Origin of the sequence: Brevibacterium sp. 2SA (genome assembly GCF_005502845.1) — a bacterium.
In the GTDB taxonomy this organism is placed as follows: Bacteria; Actinomycetota; Actinomycetes; order Actinomycetales; family Brevibacteriaceae; genus Brevibacterium.
In genome coordinates this window covers 43,989-61,814 of sequence record NZ_SCMW01000008.1, presented here as the reverse complement: position 1 = coordinate 61,814, position 17,826 = coordinate 43,989, and the positions used below count along the sequence as shown (strand labels likewise).

At 68.9% G+C, this 17,826-nt stretch carries 11 protein-coding genes and 1 pseudogene; 1 reads left to right on the top strand and 11 read right to left on the bottom strand.

What is annotated here, in order from left to right; translation table 11 throughout:
* Nucleotides 1–3,210, bottom strand: coding sequence for a bifunctional lysylphosphatidylglycerol synthetase/lysine--tRNA ligase LysX (lysX, locus tag FFS20_RS05295; RefSeq protein ID WP_137824874.1), 3,210 nt, complete (start codon nt 3,208–3,210; stop codon nt 1–3).
* 184 nt (nt 3,211–3,394) lie between these two features.
* On the opposite strand from lysX, the gene FFS20_RS05290 reads away from it, so the two are divergent.
* Nucleotides 3,395–4,039, top strand: a complete 645-nt coding sequence (locus FFS20_RS05290; RefSeq protein ID WP_137824873.1) for a VOC family protein — start codon at nt 3,395–3,397, stop codon at nt 4,037–4,039.
* A gap of 715 nt (nt 4,040–4,754) precedes the next feature.
* On the opposite strand, the pseudogene FFS20_RS05285 reads toward FFS20_RS05290, so the two are convergent.
* From FFS20_RS05285 to FFS20_RS05240, 10 genes and pseudogenes are all read right to left on the bottom strand, one after another.
* Nucleotides 4,755–6,504, bottom strand: a pseudogene (locus FFS20_RS05285) (PhoX family phosphatase); the annotation flags it as partial.
* A gap of 162 nt (nt 6,505–6,666) precedes the next feature.
* Nucleotides 6,667–7,434 (bottom strand): CPBP family intramembrane glutamic endopeptidase, encoded by a 768-nt coding sequence (locus FFS20_RS05280; protein WP_137824872.1) that lies wholly within the window; start codon nt 7,432–7,434, stop codon nt 6,667–6,669.
* Nucleotides 7,435–7,476: 42 nt separating this feature from the next.
* Nucleotides 7,477–11,169, bottom strand: a complete 3,693-nt coding sequence (locus FFS20_RS05275; protein WP_137824871.1) for an efflux RND transporter permease subunit — start codon at nt 11,167–11,169, stop codon at nt 7,477–7,479.
* A gap of 535 nt (nt 11,170–11,704) precedes the next feature.
* Nucleotides 11,705–12,991, bottom strand: coding sequence for an MFS transporter (locus FFS20_RS05270; RefSeq protein WP_137824870.1), 1,287 nt, complete (start codon nt 12,989–12,991; stop codon nt 11,705–11,707).
* Complete coding sequence (locus tag FFS20_RS17880) at nt 12,988–13,836, bottom strand: nitroreductase family protein (RefSeq protein ID WP_171006998.1); 849 nt, start codon at nt 13,834–13,836, stop codon at nt 12,988–12,990. The genes FFS20_RS05270 and FFS20_RS17880 overlap by 4 nt, the downstream gene beginning before the upstream one ends.
* Nucleotides 13,837–14,367 carry a peptide-methionine (S)-S-oxide reductase MsrA gene (gene msrA, locus FFS20_RS05260; RefSeq protein ID WP_137824869.1) on the bottom strand — a complete coding sequence of 177 codons (531 nt, stop codon included), beginning with the start codon at nt 14,365–14,367 and terminating at the stop codon, nt 13,837–13,839.
* A gap of 159 nt (nt 14,368–14,526) precedes the next feature.
* Nucleotides 14,527–15,678 (bottom strand): hypothetical protein, encoded by a 1,152-nt coding sequence (locus FFS20_RS05255; protein WP_137824868.1) that lies wholly within the window; start codon nt 15,676–15,678, stop codon nt 14,527–14,529.
* Between the two features lie 80 nt (nt 15,679–15,758).
* A complete protein-coding gene (locus tag FFS20_RS05250) occupies nt 15,759–16,424 on the bottom strand; it encodes a peptide deformylase (protein ID WP_137824867.1) in 666 nt (221 codons plus the stop codon).
* 40 nt (nt 16,425–16,464) lie between these two features.
* Nucleotides 16,465–17,268 (bottom strand): CoA ester lyase, encoded by an 804-nt coding sequence (locus tag FFS20_RS05245; protein WP_137824866.1) that lies wholly within the window; start codon nt 17,266–17,268, stop codon nt 16,465–16,467.
* Between the two features lie 11 nt (nt 17,269–17,279).
* Entirely contained in the window at nt 17,280–17,825 is a 546-nt protein-coding gene (locus tag FFS20_RS05240) for a MaoC family dehydratase (protein WP_137824865.1), read from the bottom strand.
* Nucleotide 17,826: the final 1 nt, after the last annotated feature.

The following is a 17,826-nucleotide window of genomic DNA, read 5'->3' as shown; positions in this document are numbered from 1 at the left end:
TCAGTATCCGCGCGGTTTGGCCAGCGGGAAGGTGATCGTCGACCGGATCGTCTGCTGGGTGAAGAGCATGACGAGCCGGTCGAGTCCCATGCCGAGCCCACCGGCCGGCGGCATGCCGTACTCGAGGGCGCGGAGGAAGTCCTCGTCGAGCTCCATCGCCTCGGGGTCGCCGCCGGCGGCGGCCAGCGACTGAGCAGTCAGGCGCTGTCGCTGGACGACGGGGTCGACGAGCTCGGAGTACGCAGTGCCGAGCTCGGAGCCGAAGATGATGAGGTCCCACTTCTCGGCGAGCTTCGGGTCCGTGCGATGCTGCCTGGTCAGCGGCGAGGTCTCGGCCGGGAAGTCCGTGTAGAAGGTCGGGGCGACCGTCTGGGACTCCGCGACCTCCTCGTAGATCTCCTGGAGCAGCATGCCCCATCCCCACTTCGGGTTGACGGTGACCCCGGCCTTCCGCGCCAGGGTGCGCAGCGCCTCGATCGAGGTGTCGGTCGTGACCTCCTCGCCCATCTTCTGCGAGACGACGTCGGTGAGCGAGATCGTCGTCCACTCATCGGCAAGGTCGATCTCGTGGTCGACGCCGTCGACGGTGCCGCGCACGATCGTCGTGCCCAGCGACGCCTGGGCGGCGTTGATGACCATCGTGCGGGTGAGCTCGCGCATCGTGGTGTAGTCGCCGCCGGCCTGGTAGGCCTCGAGCATCGAGAACTCCGGGTTGTGGGTCGCGTCGACGCCCTCGTTGCGGAAGTTCCGCCCGATCTCGAACACCCGGTCGAAGCCGCCGACGAGGAGCCGCTTGAGGTAGAGCTCCGGGGCGATGCGGAGGTAGAGGTCGAGGTTGTAGGCATTGATGTGGGTGAGGAACGGCCGCGCGTTCGCCCCGCCGTGGACAGTCTGGAGGATCGGGGTCTCGACCTCGAGGAAGTCCCGCGACTGCAGGGTCTCCCTGATCGTCTGGAACGCGAGCGAGCGGACGACCATGAGGTCGCGCTGGCCGGTGTTCATCGTGAAGTCGAGGTAGCGCTGGCGCACCTTCGCCTCCGGGTCGGTCAGCCCCTCGTGGAGGCTCGGCCACGGACGCAGGGACTTCGCCGTCATCGTCCATCCGGTGACGATGAACGACGGGGTGCCGGTGCGGGAGACGCCGTCGTAGCCGGTCACGGAGATCCGGTCACCGCGGGAGAGCCACGACTGCAGCCGGGAGAGGGATTCGGCGCCGAGGTTGTCGCGTTCGCACACGAGCTGGACGTCGTGGCCCTGGGTGCGCAGGTCGAGGAAGACGACTCCGCCGTGGTCGCGGATGCCGAGCACCCGCCCGTCGAGGACGGTGCCGGGCACGGCGTCGGCGGCCGCCTCGGCGGGATAGGGCTCCACCCCGGAGGCAAGCATCCGCTCGCGCACATCGAGACGGTGGCGCACCTGATCGGGAACCCGGGACGCGGAATCGGCCACCGGCGCCGAGGCGGTGATCCCGAGCAGCGGAGCGGCTTCCTCCGGGGTGTAGATCGGCTGGTCGTGCTGACCCTTGCCGAAGATCTTCGGCGGGGTGAGGAAGCCTTCGGCGATGCTCACGGCCAGGCCGATCCGGGCGAGGTCCGACCCTTCCGGATAGCAGAGCATCCGGGGCACCCAGGTCGGATGGTACTTCTCATTGGACCGGTAGAGGGATTCGAGCTGCCAGAACCGGGAGAGGTAGAGGAGGACGTTGCGCCACAGTCGCTTGATCGGCCCGGCCCCGAGCTCCTTGCCCTGCTCGAACGCGGAGCGGAAGACGGCGAAGTTGAGTGAGACCGACGCGATGCCCAGGTCCGGTGCCTCGCGCATGAGGCCGGCGACCATGAACTCCGTGACGCCGTTCTCCGCGAACGGGTGACGGCGCATGAGGTCGAGGGACGCTCCGGAGTTCCCCCACGGCACGAAGCAGAGGAGGCCCGCCGTGGTCCCGGCGAGGGTCCCCGCATCGGCGGGGAAGAGCGCTTCGATGACGAGGCCGTCGGCGTCGGCAGGGTCACCGAAACGGCCGAGGGCCATGGAGAATCCCCGCTCGGTGTCGCCGTCGCGCCATTCGTCGGCGAATCGGGAGAGGCGCTCGAGGTCGTCGGCGGGGATCTCGGCCTGCCTGCGGGTGCGGATCGTGTAGCCGAGGCCCGAGAGCTTCGCGACCGCGCGCTGGACCTCGGGCAGCGCGGAGAGGGTGAAGTCCTTCGTGAAGAGCACCGCTTCATCGCCGACGTGGAGGACTTTGAGACCCGCGTCGTGGTACGCCTGCGCACCCTGCTTCGACGCCGCGAGCACGGCGGGAACCCAGCCGTAGGACTCGGCATAGGCGACGAACGCGCGGGCGGCCCCCACCCACTGGGACGGCGGCCCGATGGGATCGCTCGCGACGAGGCAGACACCGGCCTGGACCCGATAGGTCAGGACGCAGTCGTCGGTGAAGAAGGCGGACCGGTCGCGCCTCGTCGAGAAGTAGCCGAGGGAGTCCGAGTCGTGGTCGGCCAGTCCCTGCCGGATCTCGCGCTCCTGGGCGATGTCGATGCGCTCGGCGTCGCGGGCGGACCGCAGGAGCGTCCAGAAGGCGAGGATGATGCTCGCTCCGGATCCGAAGCCGAAGACCGTGAGCATCCAGCTCGATTCGGTGTTCTGCTTGGCGCCGAAGAGTTCGAGGACGATGTCCCTCGCCTGGGTCATCGTCAGACCTCCGATGACGAACTGGCAGGTGAGCACCACGAGCACGGTGATGACGATGCCGATGGCGAGGACCGCGATGGCTTTGAGGAAGCCCCGCGGCTGCGTCTTCGCGGTGTACCACCTGCGGTAGATGAGCGCTCCGACGAGACCCGCGACCGGGAGGATCGCCGCCGTGGCGAGATCGACGGTCAGCTCTTCGGGAGCCAGGACGGCGAAGCCGACGACGAGGAGGACGTAGAGGGCGAGGAGAACGGCAAGCAGGACGACGAAGACCCACCAGGCGACGCGCTTGCGGAAGCTCAGAGCGGCAGCGAGCACGATGAGCACGACCGAGGAGACGAAGTCGACCGGGGTGACGAGGACGACCCATGTCCAGAGGAACTCGAAGACCTGGCCGAGCCAGCTGTCCACCGGGGTGACGAGGTTGACGAGCATGAGCACGGCGAGGATCGTGAGCACGCGGGGCAGCCAGCGGACGAAGAACGGGGTGTCTGTCGGCGGGGAGATGTCAGAGGGGGGCATGGGGAGAATCCTTTCACACTGCTCCGGCGTGGGCCCTCAGGTGCGGACCAGGCCACGTCGCTCCTGTTGCCCAGGTCACATATGGTGCCACGGAAGCGACGGCCGACGGCAATGGCCGACCGCGCGATTTCTGCTTAGGTTACCCTAATGAGAAGTGTGGGCCAGGGTGTGCGATTCTCGTGACATGAAACTCGACCATGTGTCCTTCGCCAGTGAACCTGACGGCTATCGAGCGACCGCCGAGCGCATCTCGGACCAGCTCGGAGTGGTTCCCTACGACGGCGGGGTGCATCCGCGTTTCGGTACCCGGAATCTCATCTTCCCGCTTGCGGGCGGCCATTACCTCGAAGTCGTCGAAGCCTTGGAGCACCCGGCCGCTCTCTCGACACCCTTCGGTCAAGCTGTGCGGACGCGCTCCGAACTCGGCGGCGGCTGGATGGGCTGGTGCGTGTCCGTCGACGACCTCTCCGAGGTCGAGACTCGCCTTGAGCGCAAGGCCGTCGACGGCAATCGCACGCCCGAGTCGGGAGAAGAGCTCAAGTGGCTGCAGATCGGTGTCAAGGGGCTCATCGCCGACCCCCAGCTGCCGTTCTTCATCAAGTGGTCCGCCGATTCGTCTCAGCATCCCTCCTCGTACAAGACTAACGAGGATGTCTCGATCGACACCCTCCAGATCGCGGGCGACCGCGACCGCCTGCGCGACTGGCTCGGCACCGACGATGCCAAGCCGATCCCGGAGATCCACATCGACTGGTCGGCCCCGCACGGCGCCCCCGGCATCATGTCGGTGACGTTCGAGACCGAGAAGAACGGCCTCGTCACGATCTGAGCCGGGCACCTCGGTGCGGCCGGAGACCTTCGGCACGGCCGCAGACATCGCAGACGATGAGGTCTGCCCGCCGCACGGTCGCGCTGCCTGCCCGGCTGACCGTTTGTCCTCACAGCACCGAGGTGATTGCGCCGAACCGGCGCAATCACCTCGGTGCTGTGCAAACGCAGCCTCAGGCCGGGGTCGGGCCCTCGGTGCCGTCGGTCGGGTCCGTCGGGACCGCCTCGGCGGCCTTCTTCCGCTTGAGGTGAGCGGCCGTGGCCAGTGCACCACCGGCCGCGAGCAGTCCCGCTCCCCCGCCGAGGAGGGGCAGAGTGGCGTCGGTGCCCGTCCGCGGCAGGTCGCCGCCGTTCGAGCCGGCACCTCCCGAGCCCGATCCGCCGGACCCGGAGCCTGCACCGGAACCACCCGAGCCCGCGCCGGACCCTCCCGAGCCCGCATCGCCTGCGGCCGCCGCACCGGCGGCTGCGGCATCCTTCGCCCCGTCCTGCGACCCGTTCGTCGAGCCGGACGAGTCAGCGGCCGATCCGGCGTTCGCGCCGTCCTCGTCGCCGTTGTCCGAGTCCTCGTCGCCGTTTCCGCCGTCGGAGTCCTGGTCGGCGTCCTTGGGGTCCTCGGTCGGCGGGGCGGTCGGATCCTCGCCGCTGCCCTTGATGACCTGGACGACGGTCGGTCGCGGCAGGGCGGCGACTCCGGCGTCGACGTCGGTCTCCTCGACGTAGTCGGGGAAGCGCGAGTGCTGATTCGACCACTCGCCGTCCTCACCCGGATGCTGGACGGCGACGAATGCCGAGTCGTAGGAGTCGTGGACGAGCGGACCGCAGACCTCGGCTTCCCGCGGCACGGAGAGGAACTGTTCGACGCGACCGCGCTCATCGCCCTCGATGGTCACCCTGAAGAGTCCGTCGCAGTACCCGATGCCGTCGGGGGCGCCGTCGGTCGAGATCCACAGGTTCCCGGCGGTGTCGAAGGTGACGTTGTCCGGGCACGAGATCGGCGAGACCTGGTCGGCGGGGAACCCGGAGAAGTACGTGGCGTCTCCCTGCTTCGGGTCGCCGCAGACGAGGAGCAGCGTCCAGTCGAATTCGGTGCCCGTGTGGTCGCCGCCGCGTTCGGTGATCTCGACGATGTGCCCGTCGCGGTTCTCCGTGCGCGGGTTCGCCTCGTCGGCGGCGGCCTTTCCGTCCGTCCCGCGGTCGGAGTTGTTCGTGCACGCGACGTAGATCTTCCCGTTGACCGGGTTGGGTTCGACGTCCTCGCAGCGGTCCATCTTCGTCGGGCCCACCTTGTCGGCGGCCAGACGGGTGTTGACGAGCACCTCGGCGACAGACATGCCGGCCACCTGCGACTGTCCGTCCTTGACCAGCGGCAGCCATTGCCCGGACCCGTCGAACTCACCGTCGGACGGCACTGCTCCGCTGCCGTCGATCTCGCCCTTCGGCGAGTTGCCGGTGAACTTCGCGACGTAGAGGTCGCCCTCGGAGAGCAGTCGCATGTTCCGCTGCCGGTCACCCTCGACGTACGTGTCCTTCGAGACGAACTTGTAGAGGTAGTCGAACTTCTCGTCATCACCCATGTAGGCGACTGCGTGGCCGGAGTCGGCGATGGTGATGTTCGCACCCTCGTGTTTGAAGCGGCCCATGTTCGTGTGCTTGAGCGGGGTCGAGTTCGGGTCCCACGGATCGACCTCGACGATCCAGCCGAAGCGGTTGGCTTCGTTGGCGTACCCGGCGGAGTTCGTGTCGAAGCGGTCGAGATCGGCTTCCCATCCGTACGCGGACGGCTCGTCGGTCAGCCCGTAGCGCTTGTCCGCCGCCGAGGTGCCCACCGCCCTGAAGTACGAGTTGAAGTTCTCCTCCCCGGAGACCAGGGTGCCCCACGGGGTGAGCCCGCCGGCGCAGTTGCCGAGCGTGCCCTGGACCCGGTCGCCGTTGGGGTAGTCCTTCGTCCGGAGCATGTCGGTGCCCGCGGCGGGACCGGTGAACGCGTATTCGGTGTCGATGAGGAACCGGCGGTTGCGCTGCCCGCTGACGTCGAGCGTCCACGGGGTCGTCTCGTTCGTCCGCTTCAGTTCGGCGACGGTGAGTCCGTGCGCGTCCCGGCTGATGGCGCGTCTGCGGGACTCCTCCATGTCATCGGGGTACATGATGGCGTCGTTCGTGTACTCCTGATTGGCGAAGAGCACTGCCCGATTGCCGTCCCCGGAGTCGTCGATCTGGATCTGGAGGAAGTCGTTGTTGTAGCCGAACTGCTTCCGCTGCGCCTCGACGGTCTGGTTCTCCGGGTCGAACTTCGGCGCCTCGGCGGCTCAGCTGCGCCCCGACGATGTCGCGGAAGTAGCCGTTGGACGAGGTGTTGCAGATCTCCTTCGCACACGCGTTGTCGCATTTGAGAGCGCAGGTCACAGGGCTGCGCTTGCCGCGCACGTGTCCGGCCATGGGCAGCAGCTGGCGCAATGGTGCCATCGGGTGGTCTCCTCGGATCCGACGATTCGCTCGGCACCGCTGTGCTGCCGGGTCGCGGCAGCCGCACCCGCGGTGCACACTCGCCCGAGGCTTCCAGCGCCGGTTGGCGGCCAGCCGACGAGACGGTGAACGCGAGGTGAATGCCGAAGGACCCTTGTCGGATCACCGGGGGTCGACGAGGGCGAGCACCCCGGGGGCGACGAATCCGACGACGTCGATGAGCGTGTGCGCCCACACGAGCGGCATGAGCCGACCGGTGCGCATGAAGAACCACCCGAAGATGATGCCCATCGCGAAGTTCCCGAGGAACGGCCCGATCCCCTGATAGAGGTGGTAGCTCGCGCGGAAGAGGGCGAGGGCGATGATGATCGTCCACGGCCGATAGCCGAGTTCGCGGAGGCGCTCGGCGCCGAATCCGAAGAGGAGGACCTCTTCGAGGATCCCGTTCTTCGCCGCCGCGAGGATGAGGACGGGGATCGTCCACCAATGGTCGCCGAGGTTGGCCGGCTGCACCTCGGCGGTGATCCCGAGTGCCCTGCCGCCCGCGTAGATCCCCAGGGTGCCGATCCCGATGACGAGGAGGAGGCCCACGCCCTGGCCGAAGTCGCGGACTCTGTGGCCCTGGACGCCGAGGCGTTCGTTCAGGGGCCTTCGGTCGGAGTCACGGGTGAGGAGGTAGAGGGCGAGCGCGACGGGGACGAGGGAGAACCCGATGTCGAGGAGCTGGTAGACGAGGTCGAAGAGCGGCCGCGGGTTGAGTGAGGTGTTGAGCTTCGCCTCGGCGTCGCTGATGGGGCCGCGGGTGACGATGTCGGCCAGCCGCACGACCGCGTAGACCGCGGACTGGCCGAGGGAGAGCGCGGCGACGAGCCCGAGCTCGATCCACAGGCGTCTGCGCTCCCGCGGGGCGGCCGCGGTCTCCGTGCTCACCGTCGTTCTCCTCCGTCTCGTCGTCAGTGCTTCGGTTCGTCGTCAGTGCTTCGGTTCGTCGCGGCCCGCGGCGGAACCTGTCCGGGGACCCGCCTCGGACTCGGATCCGGACTCCGGCTCGGATCCGGCGGCCGCGGTCGGGGATCCTGGCGACAGGGATCCGGCCGGCGCTGACCCGACTGGCGCTGACCCGGCCGGGGCACCCACGGTCGCGGTCTCCCGGTCGGCGGCGCGCGCCTCGGCGACGTCGAGGACCTGCCCGCGGGCCATGTTCTTCACGTGCCGCTTCTCGGCCCGGCGCTCCTTCGCCCCCTCGAGGAGGAGGTAGAGGACGGGGACGAGGATGAGCGTGAGGATCGTCGAACTGACGAGTCCGCCGATGACGACGATCGCGAGCGGCTTCGAGATGAACACGCCTCCGCCGGTGAGCCCGAGCGCCATCGGGATGAGCGCGAAGATCGTCGCCGCCGCCGTCATGAGGATCGGTCGGTACCGCAGGCGCGCACCGCCGACGATCGCCGGCCGCAGCTCGACCCCGCGGGCGCGGAAGTGGTTGATGAGGTCGATGAGGACGATCGCGTTCGTCACGACGATGCCGATGAGCATGAGCAGACCGATCATCGCCGTGAGCCCCATCGCGGTGTCGGTGAGGAGGAGCAGCGCGATCGATCCGGTCGCCGCGAACGGGATCGAGACGAGGAGGATGAGCGGCTGGAGCAGTGACTTGAAGGTCGCGACCATGATGACGAAGACGATGAGGATCGCGGCGAGCATCGCCAGCCCCAGCTGGGAGAACGCGTCCTGCTGCTCCTCGGTGGCGCCGCCCGTGTCGACGGTGACGCCGTCGGGGATGTCGACCTCGCCGAGGGCCGTCTGCACATCGGCCGACAGCGTGCCGAGGTCGTCTCCGGCGGGGGTGACCGACACCGTCGTCGACCGCTGACTGTTCGTGTGGCGGATGTTCGGTGCGGTCTTCACCTCGTTGACGTCGGCGACCTCGTCGAGTTCGATGAACCGCGGCTCGGCCGGCGGCGCAGCCCCTGCACCTGCACCAGCGCCGGCACCTGCACCAGCGCCGGCACCTGCTCCGGCGCCAGCTCCGGCACCAGCTCCGGCACCGCCGGGGGCGGTCGGGGTCTCGGGTGCGGCGGGGATCTCGAGGCTGCGCAGCTCGTCGACCGTCGTCGCCTCGCGGTCGAAGAGGAGGACGGAATGGGTGACGTCGTCGATGACGACGTCGCCGATCGTCTGCCCGCGCATCGCCCGCTGGACGTACTGGCCGATCGCCGCCTCGGTGAGGTTCTCCTCAGCCGCCTTCTCCGAGTCGACGGTGACTTCGATGACCGGTTGGACGGCCTCGACGTCGCTCGTCACGGACTGGGTGCCGGGCACCTGCTCGAGCCGGTCGGCGACGGTCTGCGTCGTCTCCTCGAGGACCTGCGTGTCGGTGGACGTCAGGGTGACGTCGATCGTCTGCGCACCCGGCGTCGAACTCTGATCCTCGACCTCGACCTGACCCACGCCCTCGAGGGCGTCGAACTCGTTCTGCAGCTCGGTCGTGACCGACTGCGCCGAGACACCGTCCTTCGTGTTGACGATGTACGTGCCCGTCAGGCCCGAATCGTCGACGAAGCCGAAGTTCGACCCGCCGATCGACACCTGATAGGACTCGACGTTCTCATCAGCGGCGAGGATGTCCTCGACCTGCCGTGCCTGGTCGGAGGCCTCGGTGAGGTCGGTGCCCGGATCGAAGGTCTGGCTCACCTGCAGCTGCTCCTGGCCGGTGTCGCCGAAGAGCTCGGTCTTCAGCTGCGGCACCATGAGTCCGGTGCCGACGAGGATGATGACCGCGGCGAGGATCATGATGACCGGATGCTTGGTCGAGAACGAGATCACCGGCATGTACGTCTTCTGCAGGCGCGTGACCGGGGAGTGGAGCGCGGCGAGTTCGTCGACCTCCGCCTCGTCGCGCCCCACCGAGGCGGCCGACCTTGCGGCATCGGACCCCGCGGCATCGGATGCGAAGGCGCCCCCGGACCCTGACCGCGGGCGCGATCCCCCGCCCGCGGCTGCCGACCCCGCGGGCACGAGTCCCTCGTCGGTCTCGACGGCGCCGCCGGCATCGTGGCGCCCAGCGGTGAGGATGCTCTGCTTCTTCGCGGCCTTGCGCGCCGCTTTCCGCTCAGTGCGCCATTGCCCGAGCATCTGCCTGCGGCTGCGGCGGATCTCCGCCTTCTCCTCCCGGGTGAGTTTGACCGTCGACTCCCGCTGCCTGAGGAACCAGTATGCGAGGACCGGCACGATCGTCAGCGCGACGAAGAGGCTCGAGAGCAGGGCGATCGTCGCGGTGAGCGCGAAGGGACGGAACATCTCCCCCGTCTGACCGGTGACGAACGCGAGCGGGAGGAAGACGGCGACCGTCGTCAGGGTCGAGGCGGTGATGGCTCCGGCCACCTCGGCGACGGCGGCGAGGATGTTGGCGAACTTGTCTCCGCCGGCGGCGTGCCTACGACGGATCGCCTCGATGACGACGATCGAATCGTCGACGACGCGACCGACGGAGATCGTCAGCGCGCCGAGGGTGAGCATGTTGAGCGTCTCCCCGCCCACCCACAGGCCGATGAGGGCGATGAGGAGGGAGAGCGGGATCGAGATCGCGGTGATGATCGTCGCGCGCACCGACAGGAGGAAGACGAGGATGACGAGGACGGCGAAGATGAGGCCGAGCATGCCCTCGCCCAGCAGGTCCTCGATCGACTGCTCGATGAAGGGGGCCTGATCGAACGCGGAGACGAACTCCGTGTTGTCGCCCATCGTCCGCTCGAGGTCGGGCAGCCGCTCCGCCACCGCGTGGGAGACGTCGACGGTGTTCGCGTCGGATTCCTTCATCACCGACACCGACAGCGAGGGCTGGCCGTTGGTCCGGGAGATCGATTCGACGGGAGCGTCGGCGATCGCGACATCGGCGACGTCGCCGAGCGTGATCGGTCCGTCGCTGCCGGTGACCGCGAGGTTCTTGATCGCGTCGACCGAGCGCAGGCGGCTGCCGACCTCGACCGGTGCCGTGCCCTCGCTGCTGTTCAGGTCCCCCGCCGAGGTGGGGATGCCGTTGGACTGGAGAAGTGAGGCGATCTCGTCGACGCTGGCGCCTTCGTCCTCGAGGTCGTCCTGGCGGATGCGGATGTCGACCTGCTTCGTCCGGGCCCCGGCGATCTGGACTTGGGAGACGCCGTCGACCTTGGAGAGTTCGGGTTCGACGATGTCGTTGAGCTCTGCGGCGAGCTTGTCCTCATCGGCGTCGGAGGTCACGGAGAGTGCGAGGACGGGGATGTCGTCGGTGCTCAGGGTCAGCACATTGGGTTCGACGCCCTCGGGCAGCTGCGACTGCACCTGGGACACCGCGCGCTGCAGGGTGCGAACGATGTCATCGGAGTTCACGCCGTACTTCGTGCTCACGGTGATCGTCGACGACCCGGCCGAGGACACCGAGGTCATGTCCTCGACCTCGGAGAGCGGGGCGAGCGCTCCCTCGAGCGGGTCGGTGACTTCGCTTTCGACCGCCTGCGGGGTCGCGCCCTCGTACGTCGCGGTGACCGTGGCCTGCGGATTGTCGAGGGAGGGGAAGAGCTCCTGCTTGAGCGCTCCGGCCCCGATGACGCCGAAGATCACGGCGACGACGGAGATGAGTGCGATGAGCGCACGGTTCTTCAGACTCAGACGGGTCAGAAAACTCACTCGTGGACTTTCTTCTCGGGAAGCCGACCGGAGCCGCGACATACGACACCAGGGTCATCCTAGTGACCGGGACTGTGAGTGCGCCCGACACGGTCGACCGACGCTGCCGGACCGGCGCCCAGAATCCGCAACGACGCACTGAACCGACAAATACGCCGTTAGCGCAGAGCGTATTTGTCGGCTGGGGGCGTCGATGTCGGCGGCGGTGCCGGTTGAGGGCGTCACTGCCGGGTGAGGGCGTCACTGCCGGGTGAGGGCGTCGGTGGCGCGCCGACGCTGAGTCCCTGCCGACACGGTCGGCCGACCCCGCCGCACCGGCGCCCCGAATCCGCTTCGACGCCCTCAACCGACAAATACGCCGTTAGCGCAGAGCGTATTTGTCGGTTGAGGGCGTCGATGTCGGCGGCGGTGCCGGTTGAGGGCGTCACTGTCGGTTGAGAGCGTCGGTGAAGGCGCCGACTACGCTGCTGTCGACGTGTCGGTGTCGACGCCCACGTCACTCGCGCGCCGGCGACGGTGCCGACGGCGAACGCGCCTACTCCGCGGCCGCCGCACGCGGGCGGGTCTCGCGGCCCGTGATCCAGACGGCTGCGGCGATGAGGCCGAGGGCACCGGTGAGGAGGAACGCGGCGGAGTAGCTCGCGTGGTCGATGACGATGCCGGCGATGACAGGGCCGAGGATCGCCCCGCCGTCGAGGGCCATCTGGTACTTCGCGAGCACCCGGCCGCCCTTGCGATCGCGGACGATGACGTCGGCGACCGCGGCCTGCTGAGCGGGATTGGCCAGCCCCGAGCCGATGCCGGCGATGATCGAGAGCACGAAGAAGAGCCAGATCGTCTCCGTGAATGCCAGTGCCGCAGTCGAGACTCCGAGGACGGTGAGGCCCCAGAGGATGAAGGGCTTGCGGCCGTACGTGTCGGCGAAGCGGCCGACGACGGCGACGGCCGAGGCGTTGCCGATCGCGAACATCGTCAGCGCCAGTCCCGCCACGGCGGTGTCGGCGCGCAGGATCTGGATCGCGAAGAGCGGGTAGATCGCCACGCGGATACCCATCGCCGACCAGCCCTGGACGAACGCGGAGACGAGCGCTGCGCGGTAAGCGGAGTCCCGCCACGCCTGTCGGAACGTCATCACCTCCTGGACGCGCTCGTCCTGCGCGGCCTCACGCCTCGCCCGTCCGGACTTCGTCGCCGACCCCGCCGAGGCGGTCGAAGCGAGGAACACCCGCACGACGGCGGCGGCGATGACGAGGCCGATCGCGTAGATGAGGAAGGGCAGGCGCATCCCCCACCCGGCCATGAGTCCGCCGAGCACGGGTCCGGCGATGCCGCCGACGAGGAACGCGGTGGCATACGTGCTCGACGCCTTCGCCCTGGCATCGACGGGGGCGAGACGGATGATGAGGGCCATCGCGGACACGGTGAACATCGTCGACCCGATGCCGCCGAGGCCGCGGAAGATCAGCAGCTGCCAGTAGTTCTGGGCGAACGCGACGGCTGCCGTGGAGGCGGCGACGACGAGGAGACCGGTGATGTAGATCCGCCGCTCCCCGAAGGCGTCGACGAGGCGGCCGGAGGTCGGGGAGAAGACGAACCGGAAGAACGCGAACGAGGAGACGACGATCGTCGCCGCCGTCACCCCGAAGTCGAAGCTCGCCGCGAACTGCGGGAGGACGGGGGCGATGATGCCGTAGCCGAGGGCGACGATGAACGCGGCCGCGACGAGGACGTAAATCTCCTTCGGCAGGCGACGGTCAGCGGCGGGCGCGGTGCCGTCGAGGTCGGCGGCCGCCTCGTCGCGCTGCCCCTCCTCGCCTCTCACAGGGTGTCGAGGAACTGGTCGGGATCGGGCAGGGGGCGGGTGCTCGTCGTCAGACGGGCCCGATAGCGATCGGGCACGCCCCCGATGTAGAACCAGCCCATGAGCAGCTCGCTGTCGTTCAGCCGGTGGAGACGGCGGACGGCGGGGGCGTTCGTCAGGGTGCCGCTGCGCCACATCACACCCCAGCCGGCCTGCCAGAGGGCGAGTTCGAGGAGGTGTCCGGCACCGGCAGCGGTCGCGTGCTGCTCCCATTCGGGGACCTTGGGGTGCGGTGTCGGCGAGGCGACGAGCGCGAGGAGGAGCTCGGCGCGCAGGGGTTTCGTATTCACCTCACCGGGCGCGCGGGTGACGCCTGCGGCCTCGTCGAGGGCGGCGCCGAGGCGGAGGCGGTCGTCTCCGCGGATGATGACGAACCGCCACGGCTTGAGCGCCTTGTGGTCAGCGACGGAGGAGATGATGCGGATGATCTCCCGCAGATCGGAATCGCTCGGGGTCTCCGGGTCGACCTTCGAGATCGAGCGCCGTGTCGCCAGAGCGTGGAGGACCGGGTCGGCGAGGGCGTCGATCGAGCTCGGCTGCGAATAGTCCGGTCCCGGGCGCCGCTCCTCCCCCGCCTCGGCGAGGGTGGAACCCACCGAGGTCGGGGACGGATCCCGGGACTCGGTGGGCGCGGTCTCGACCGACGGTCCGGCGGCGGTCCTCACGGCCTGGGCGGCGAGCCTCTTCGCCCACGGACCGGTCTCCCCATCGAGGAAATGGGTGCGCGCGAGCTCACGCTCGGCGGTCGAGCGCTTCGGCTTCTTCGCCGCCTTCTTCCCACAGCCGGACTTCTTCTTGCTCCCCACTCAGCTCACCCAGTTCGCGTAGGCCTTCCGCGCCTTCGACAGCTTCGGGTCGATGATCACCCGGCAGTAGCCGTTGTCGGGGTTGTTCGTGTAGAAGTCCTGGTGGACGGTCTCGGCCGGGTAGTAGGTGCCGAGCGGTTCGAGGGTCGTGACGATCGGGTCGTCGAAGTACTCCTGGGCTTCGGCGATCGCCTGCTCGAACTCAGCCTTCTCGTCATCGTCGCGGTAGAACATCGCCGACCGGTACTGGGTGCCGACGTCGTAGCCCTGGCGGTTGAGGCTCGTCGGGTCGTGACCGGTGAAGAAGAGACCGAGGATGATGCTCTCGGGCACGATCTCCGGGTCGAAGGTGACCTGGAGGGCCTCCGCGTGGCCGGTCGTTCCGCCGGCGACTTCACGGTAGTGGGGGTCGGGCGTGTCACCGCCGGTGTATCCGGAGACCACCGAGGTGACGCCCTTGGTGCGCTGGTAGACGGCATCGAGGCACCAGAAGCATCCGGCGCCGAGCGTGAGGGTGCGAAGTTCGCTCATAGTTGGTACAACGGCTTTCGGTTCAGCGTATTCCCGGGCCCGTGTGCGACCCGCCCGGGATCGTTCAGCAGTGCAGTCGACGAGGTGGTGCTCGACGGCGTGATGACTGACCGCTCGGTGCTCGGCAACTCGGTATTCGGGAGCTCGGCGCTGATCGGATCAGCTGCGGTCGGTGCGGAACGTGAGGTCGGCCGGTCGCGGCCAGTCGGCGAGCGTGAGCGGCGGTGGTTCCGGGGCGTCGTCGAATGCCACGTCGACGTCTTCGTCATCGAGGGTGTCCGGGTAGGCTTCCACGCCGTCGGGGTGGAGGGTTCCCGGTGCTGAGGCGCCGAGTCGCTCGGCGGTCTCGGCCGCCAGGACGAGGTCCTCCCCGTCCTCGGCGGCAAGCAGCTCGATGCGTGCGAGCAGTCCATCGGAGATCTCGAGGCTGAGCTCGAGCGCCGTGGGTTCGTCGTCTGCCGCACCGGTCAGCGCCTCCCCGGCCTCGACGACGCCGACGACGGGGTAGGTCTGGGTGGCGGGCACCGCGGCGGGCGCGTCCGAGTCGAGGTAGACGTCGATGCTCGAGATGTCCTCCTCGGCGAGCAGGGCCGCCAGATCCTCGTCGCTGAGCTCGATCGGATCGCTGCCGGGGAACTGCTTCGTCGAGTACGGCACCCACACGAAGAACCGCGCGTGCTCGAGTTGGGCGCGGACCACCTCGGCGACGTCCTGGGACTGCGGGTGCGGCTGGTCGAGGATCGCCTCGACGGAGGCCTGGATGTGAGGGGGCAGTTCGATCTCGACAGGGGCGAAGTCGGTGTGCCCGTCGAGGGCCTCGGCCGCGACGAACTCCTCGGCCTTGTCGAGGGCGAACGCGGAGACGGCCATGACCGTCGAGTTCACCGCGGCGTTGAGCCCCCGGCCGACCCCGGCCGGCAGCTTCGCATCCCAGCGGTCCTTGATGTCCTGGATCGGCGTCCACAGGGCCCAGCTCGCGGCCCCTGCGGCGATCGCGGCGGCGGCGTTGAGCACGGCCTGCGACTTCCACGTCGTGGCCTCGACCGTCCACGCCTCAGAGTCCTCATCGTCGACGCCGAGCCGCCCGAAAGCCGTGTCCTCATCGGCGAACGCGGAGTCCTGATCGGCGAAGGCCTTCGTTCCCCCGAGCCAGGTCAGGGCGGCGGTGGCCACGGCGTAGGCGGCGCGGACCACGGGCTCCTGACCGGCGGTGAAGTCGCGGCGGCGGACGATGCTCTGCGCTCCGGAGCCGAGCGTGGAGACGGCGCGGACGAGGAGGCGATGGCGTTGGGGGATATCGGGGAGACGCATGTCCACATCGAATCACGCGCACCTGAAGCGCGGGTGTGAATTCGCTGGCCGGACGGCGACGCCGGCCAGGCGGCGACGGCTCAGAGCACGAGCGAGCTCGGCAGGGTGAATCCGAGTTCCGCGGCGGCCGTCTGCGTCGAAGGCTGGTTCCACAGGCGAGCGACCGCCTCGTTCGTCGCCAGCGACCGCATCTCGGCCTTGTCGAGGAAGAGGATCCCGCCGAGGTGGTCGGTCTCGTGGGCGACGATGCGCGCTGACCAGCCGGTGACCTCCTCGGCGATCGGCGTGCCGTCGAGGTCGTTCCCGCGCAGGGCGATCGTCCGCGGGCGGGCGACGACGGCCTGATAGCCGGGAATCGAGAGGCAGCCTTCGTAGAAGGCGACCCGCTCCGACGTCGACGGCTCGTAGGAGGCATTGACGACGGTGCGGAACGGCAGCGGCTCCCGCTCGCGCACCGCGGCGGCCTCGGGGCTGACGGCGGCAGGGTCTTCGGCGACGAAGATCGACAGTCCGACCCCGACCTGCGGTCCGGCGAGGCCGACGCCCGGGGCGGCGTGCATGGTCGCTCGCATCACCTCGGCGAGGCGGGCCAGCGTCGCATCGTCGACCTGTCCGGAGAACGGCAGCACCGGGGTCCGCAGGATCGGGTCGCCGGCGTCGACGATGGGGGCGATCCCGCCGCCCGCCTCGGCCGCGGCGAGGACGGCATGGATCTGGTCGGCGACGAGACGGTCGGTGAGCTGCACGGGGGTTCTCCTGAAGGCGCGGGGTCAGCGGGCGCGGGGGTCAGCGGGCGCGGGCGACGATGAGCTCGGCGTGCTTGAGCAGCGGAGCGTCGATCATCTTGCCCTCGTACGCGAACGCGCCCTTCTCCGTCGTCGCACGCTCGAGCACGGCGTTCGCCCAGGCGAGCTGGTCGTCGCTGGGGCGGAAGGCCTCGCGGACGACGGGCACGTGGTTGGGGTGGATCGAGACCTTGCCGCTGAAGCCGGATTCGACGGCGTCGTGGGCTTCGGCGGCGAGACCGTCGTGGTCGGGGATGTCGGCCCAGATCGAATCGAGCGCGTACTTCCCGTGGGCGCGGGCGGCGAGCAGGGTCGAGCTGCGCACGTGGGCGACGACATCGCGCCACGTGCCGTCGGCCCGGCGGGAGGAGCCGCCGCCGAGGTCGGCGATGAGGTCCTCGGAGCCCCACATCAGTCCGTAGGTGTTCTCGGCGGCGGCGATCTCGGCGACGCGCAGGGCGCCGAGCGCGGTTTCGATGAGGGCGATGACCTCGTACCCGGCAAGGATCGTCAGGTCGGCGGCCGACTCCGTCTTCGGCAGCATGACGGCCGTGTAGTCGGTCTTCGCGAGCATCCGCAGGTCGTCAGCGAGGTGCGCGGAGTCGCGGGCGTTGACGCGCACGACGGTGCGGGTGGGATCGAGCGGGTAATCGATGATCGCCTCGCGCGCCGTATCCTTGTCGGCCTCGTTGACGGCGTCCTCGAGGTCGAGGATGACGATGTCGGAGCGTTCGGCGGCCTTCTGGAACCGGTCGGGCCGGTCGCCAGGGACGAAGAGCCAGGCGGGGGCGAATTCGAGTGCCATGGTCGGTCTCCTCACTTCTCCGTCTGCGGGGACTCGGACTGCGGTGCCGCCGAGGACCCCGCGGTCGCCTCGGCGGGCTTGGCATGGGACGAGTCGAACATCATCGTCTGACGCACGGCCTTCGCGACGAGCTGGCCGTTCTGGTTGTAGCCGCGGTGTTCGAGGGTGACGATGCCCTGTCCGGGGCGGGACTTCGAGGCGCGCTTGTCGAGGATCGTCGTCTCCGCGTAGAGGGTGTCGCCGTGGAAGAGCGGGGCGGGGAAGCTGACCTCGGAGAAGCCGAGGTTGCCGACGATCGTGCCCTGAGTGAGCTGGGAGACGGAGAGGCCGATGAGCGTGGCGAGGGTGAACATCGAGTTGACGAGGCGCTGCCCGAAGGGCTCGGTCTCGGCGAAGGCGGCATCGAGGTGGAGGGCCTGCGTGTTCATCGTCACCGCGGTGAACCACGTGTTGTCGGCCTCGGTGATCGTCCGGCCCGGCGCGTGCTTGTAGACGGTGCCGACTTCCATCTCGTCGAGCCACAGTCCGCGCTGTTCGATGACCTTGCTCTCGCTCATT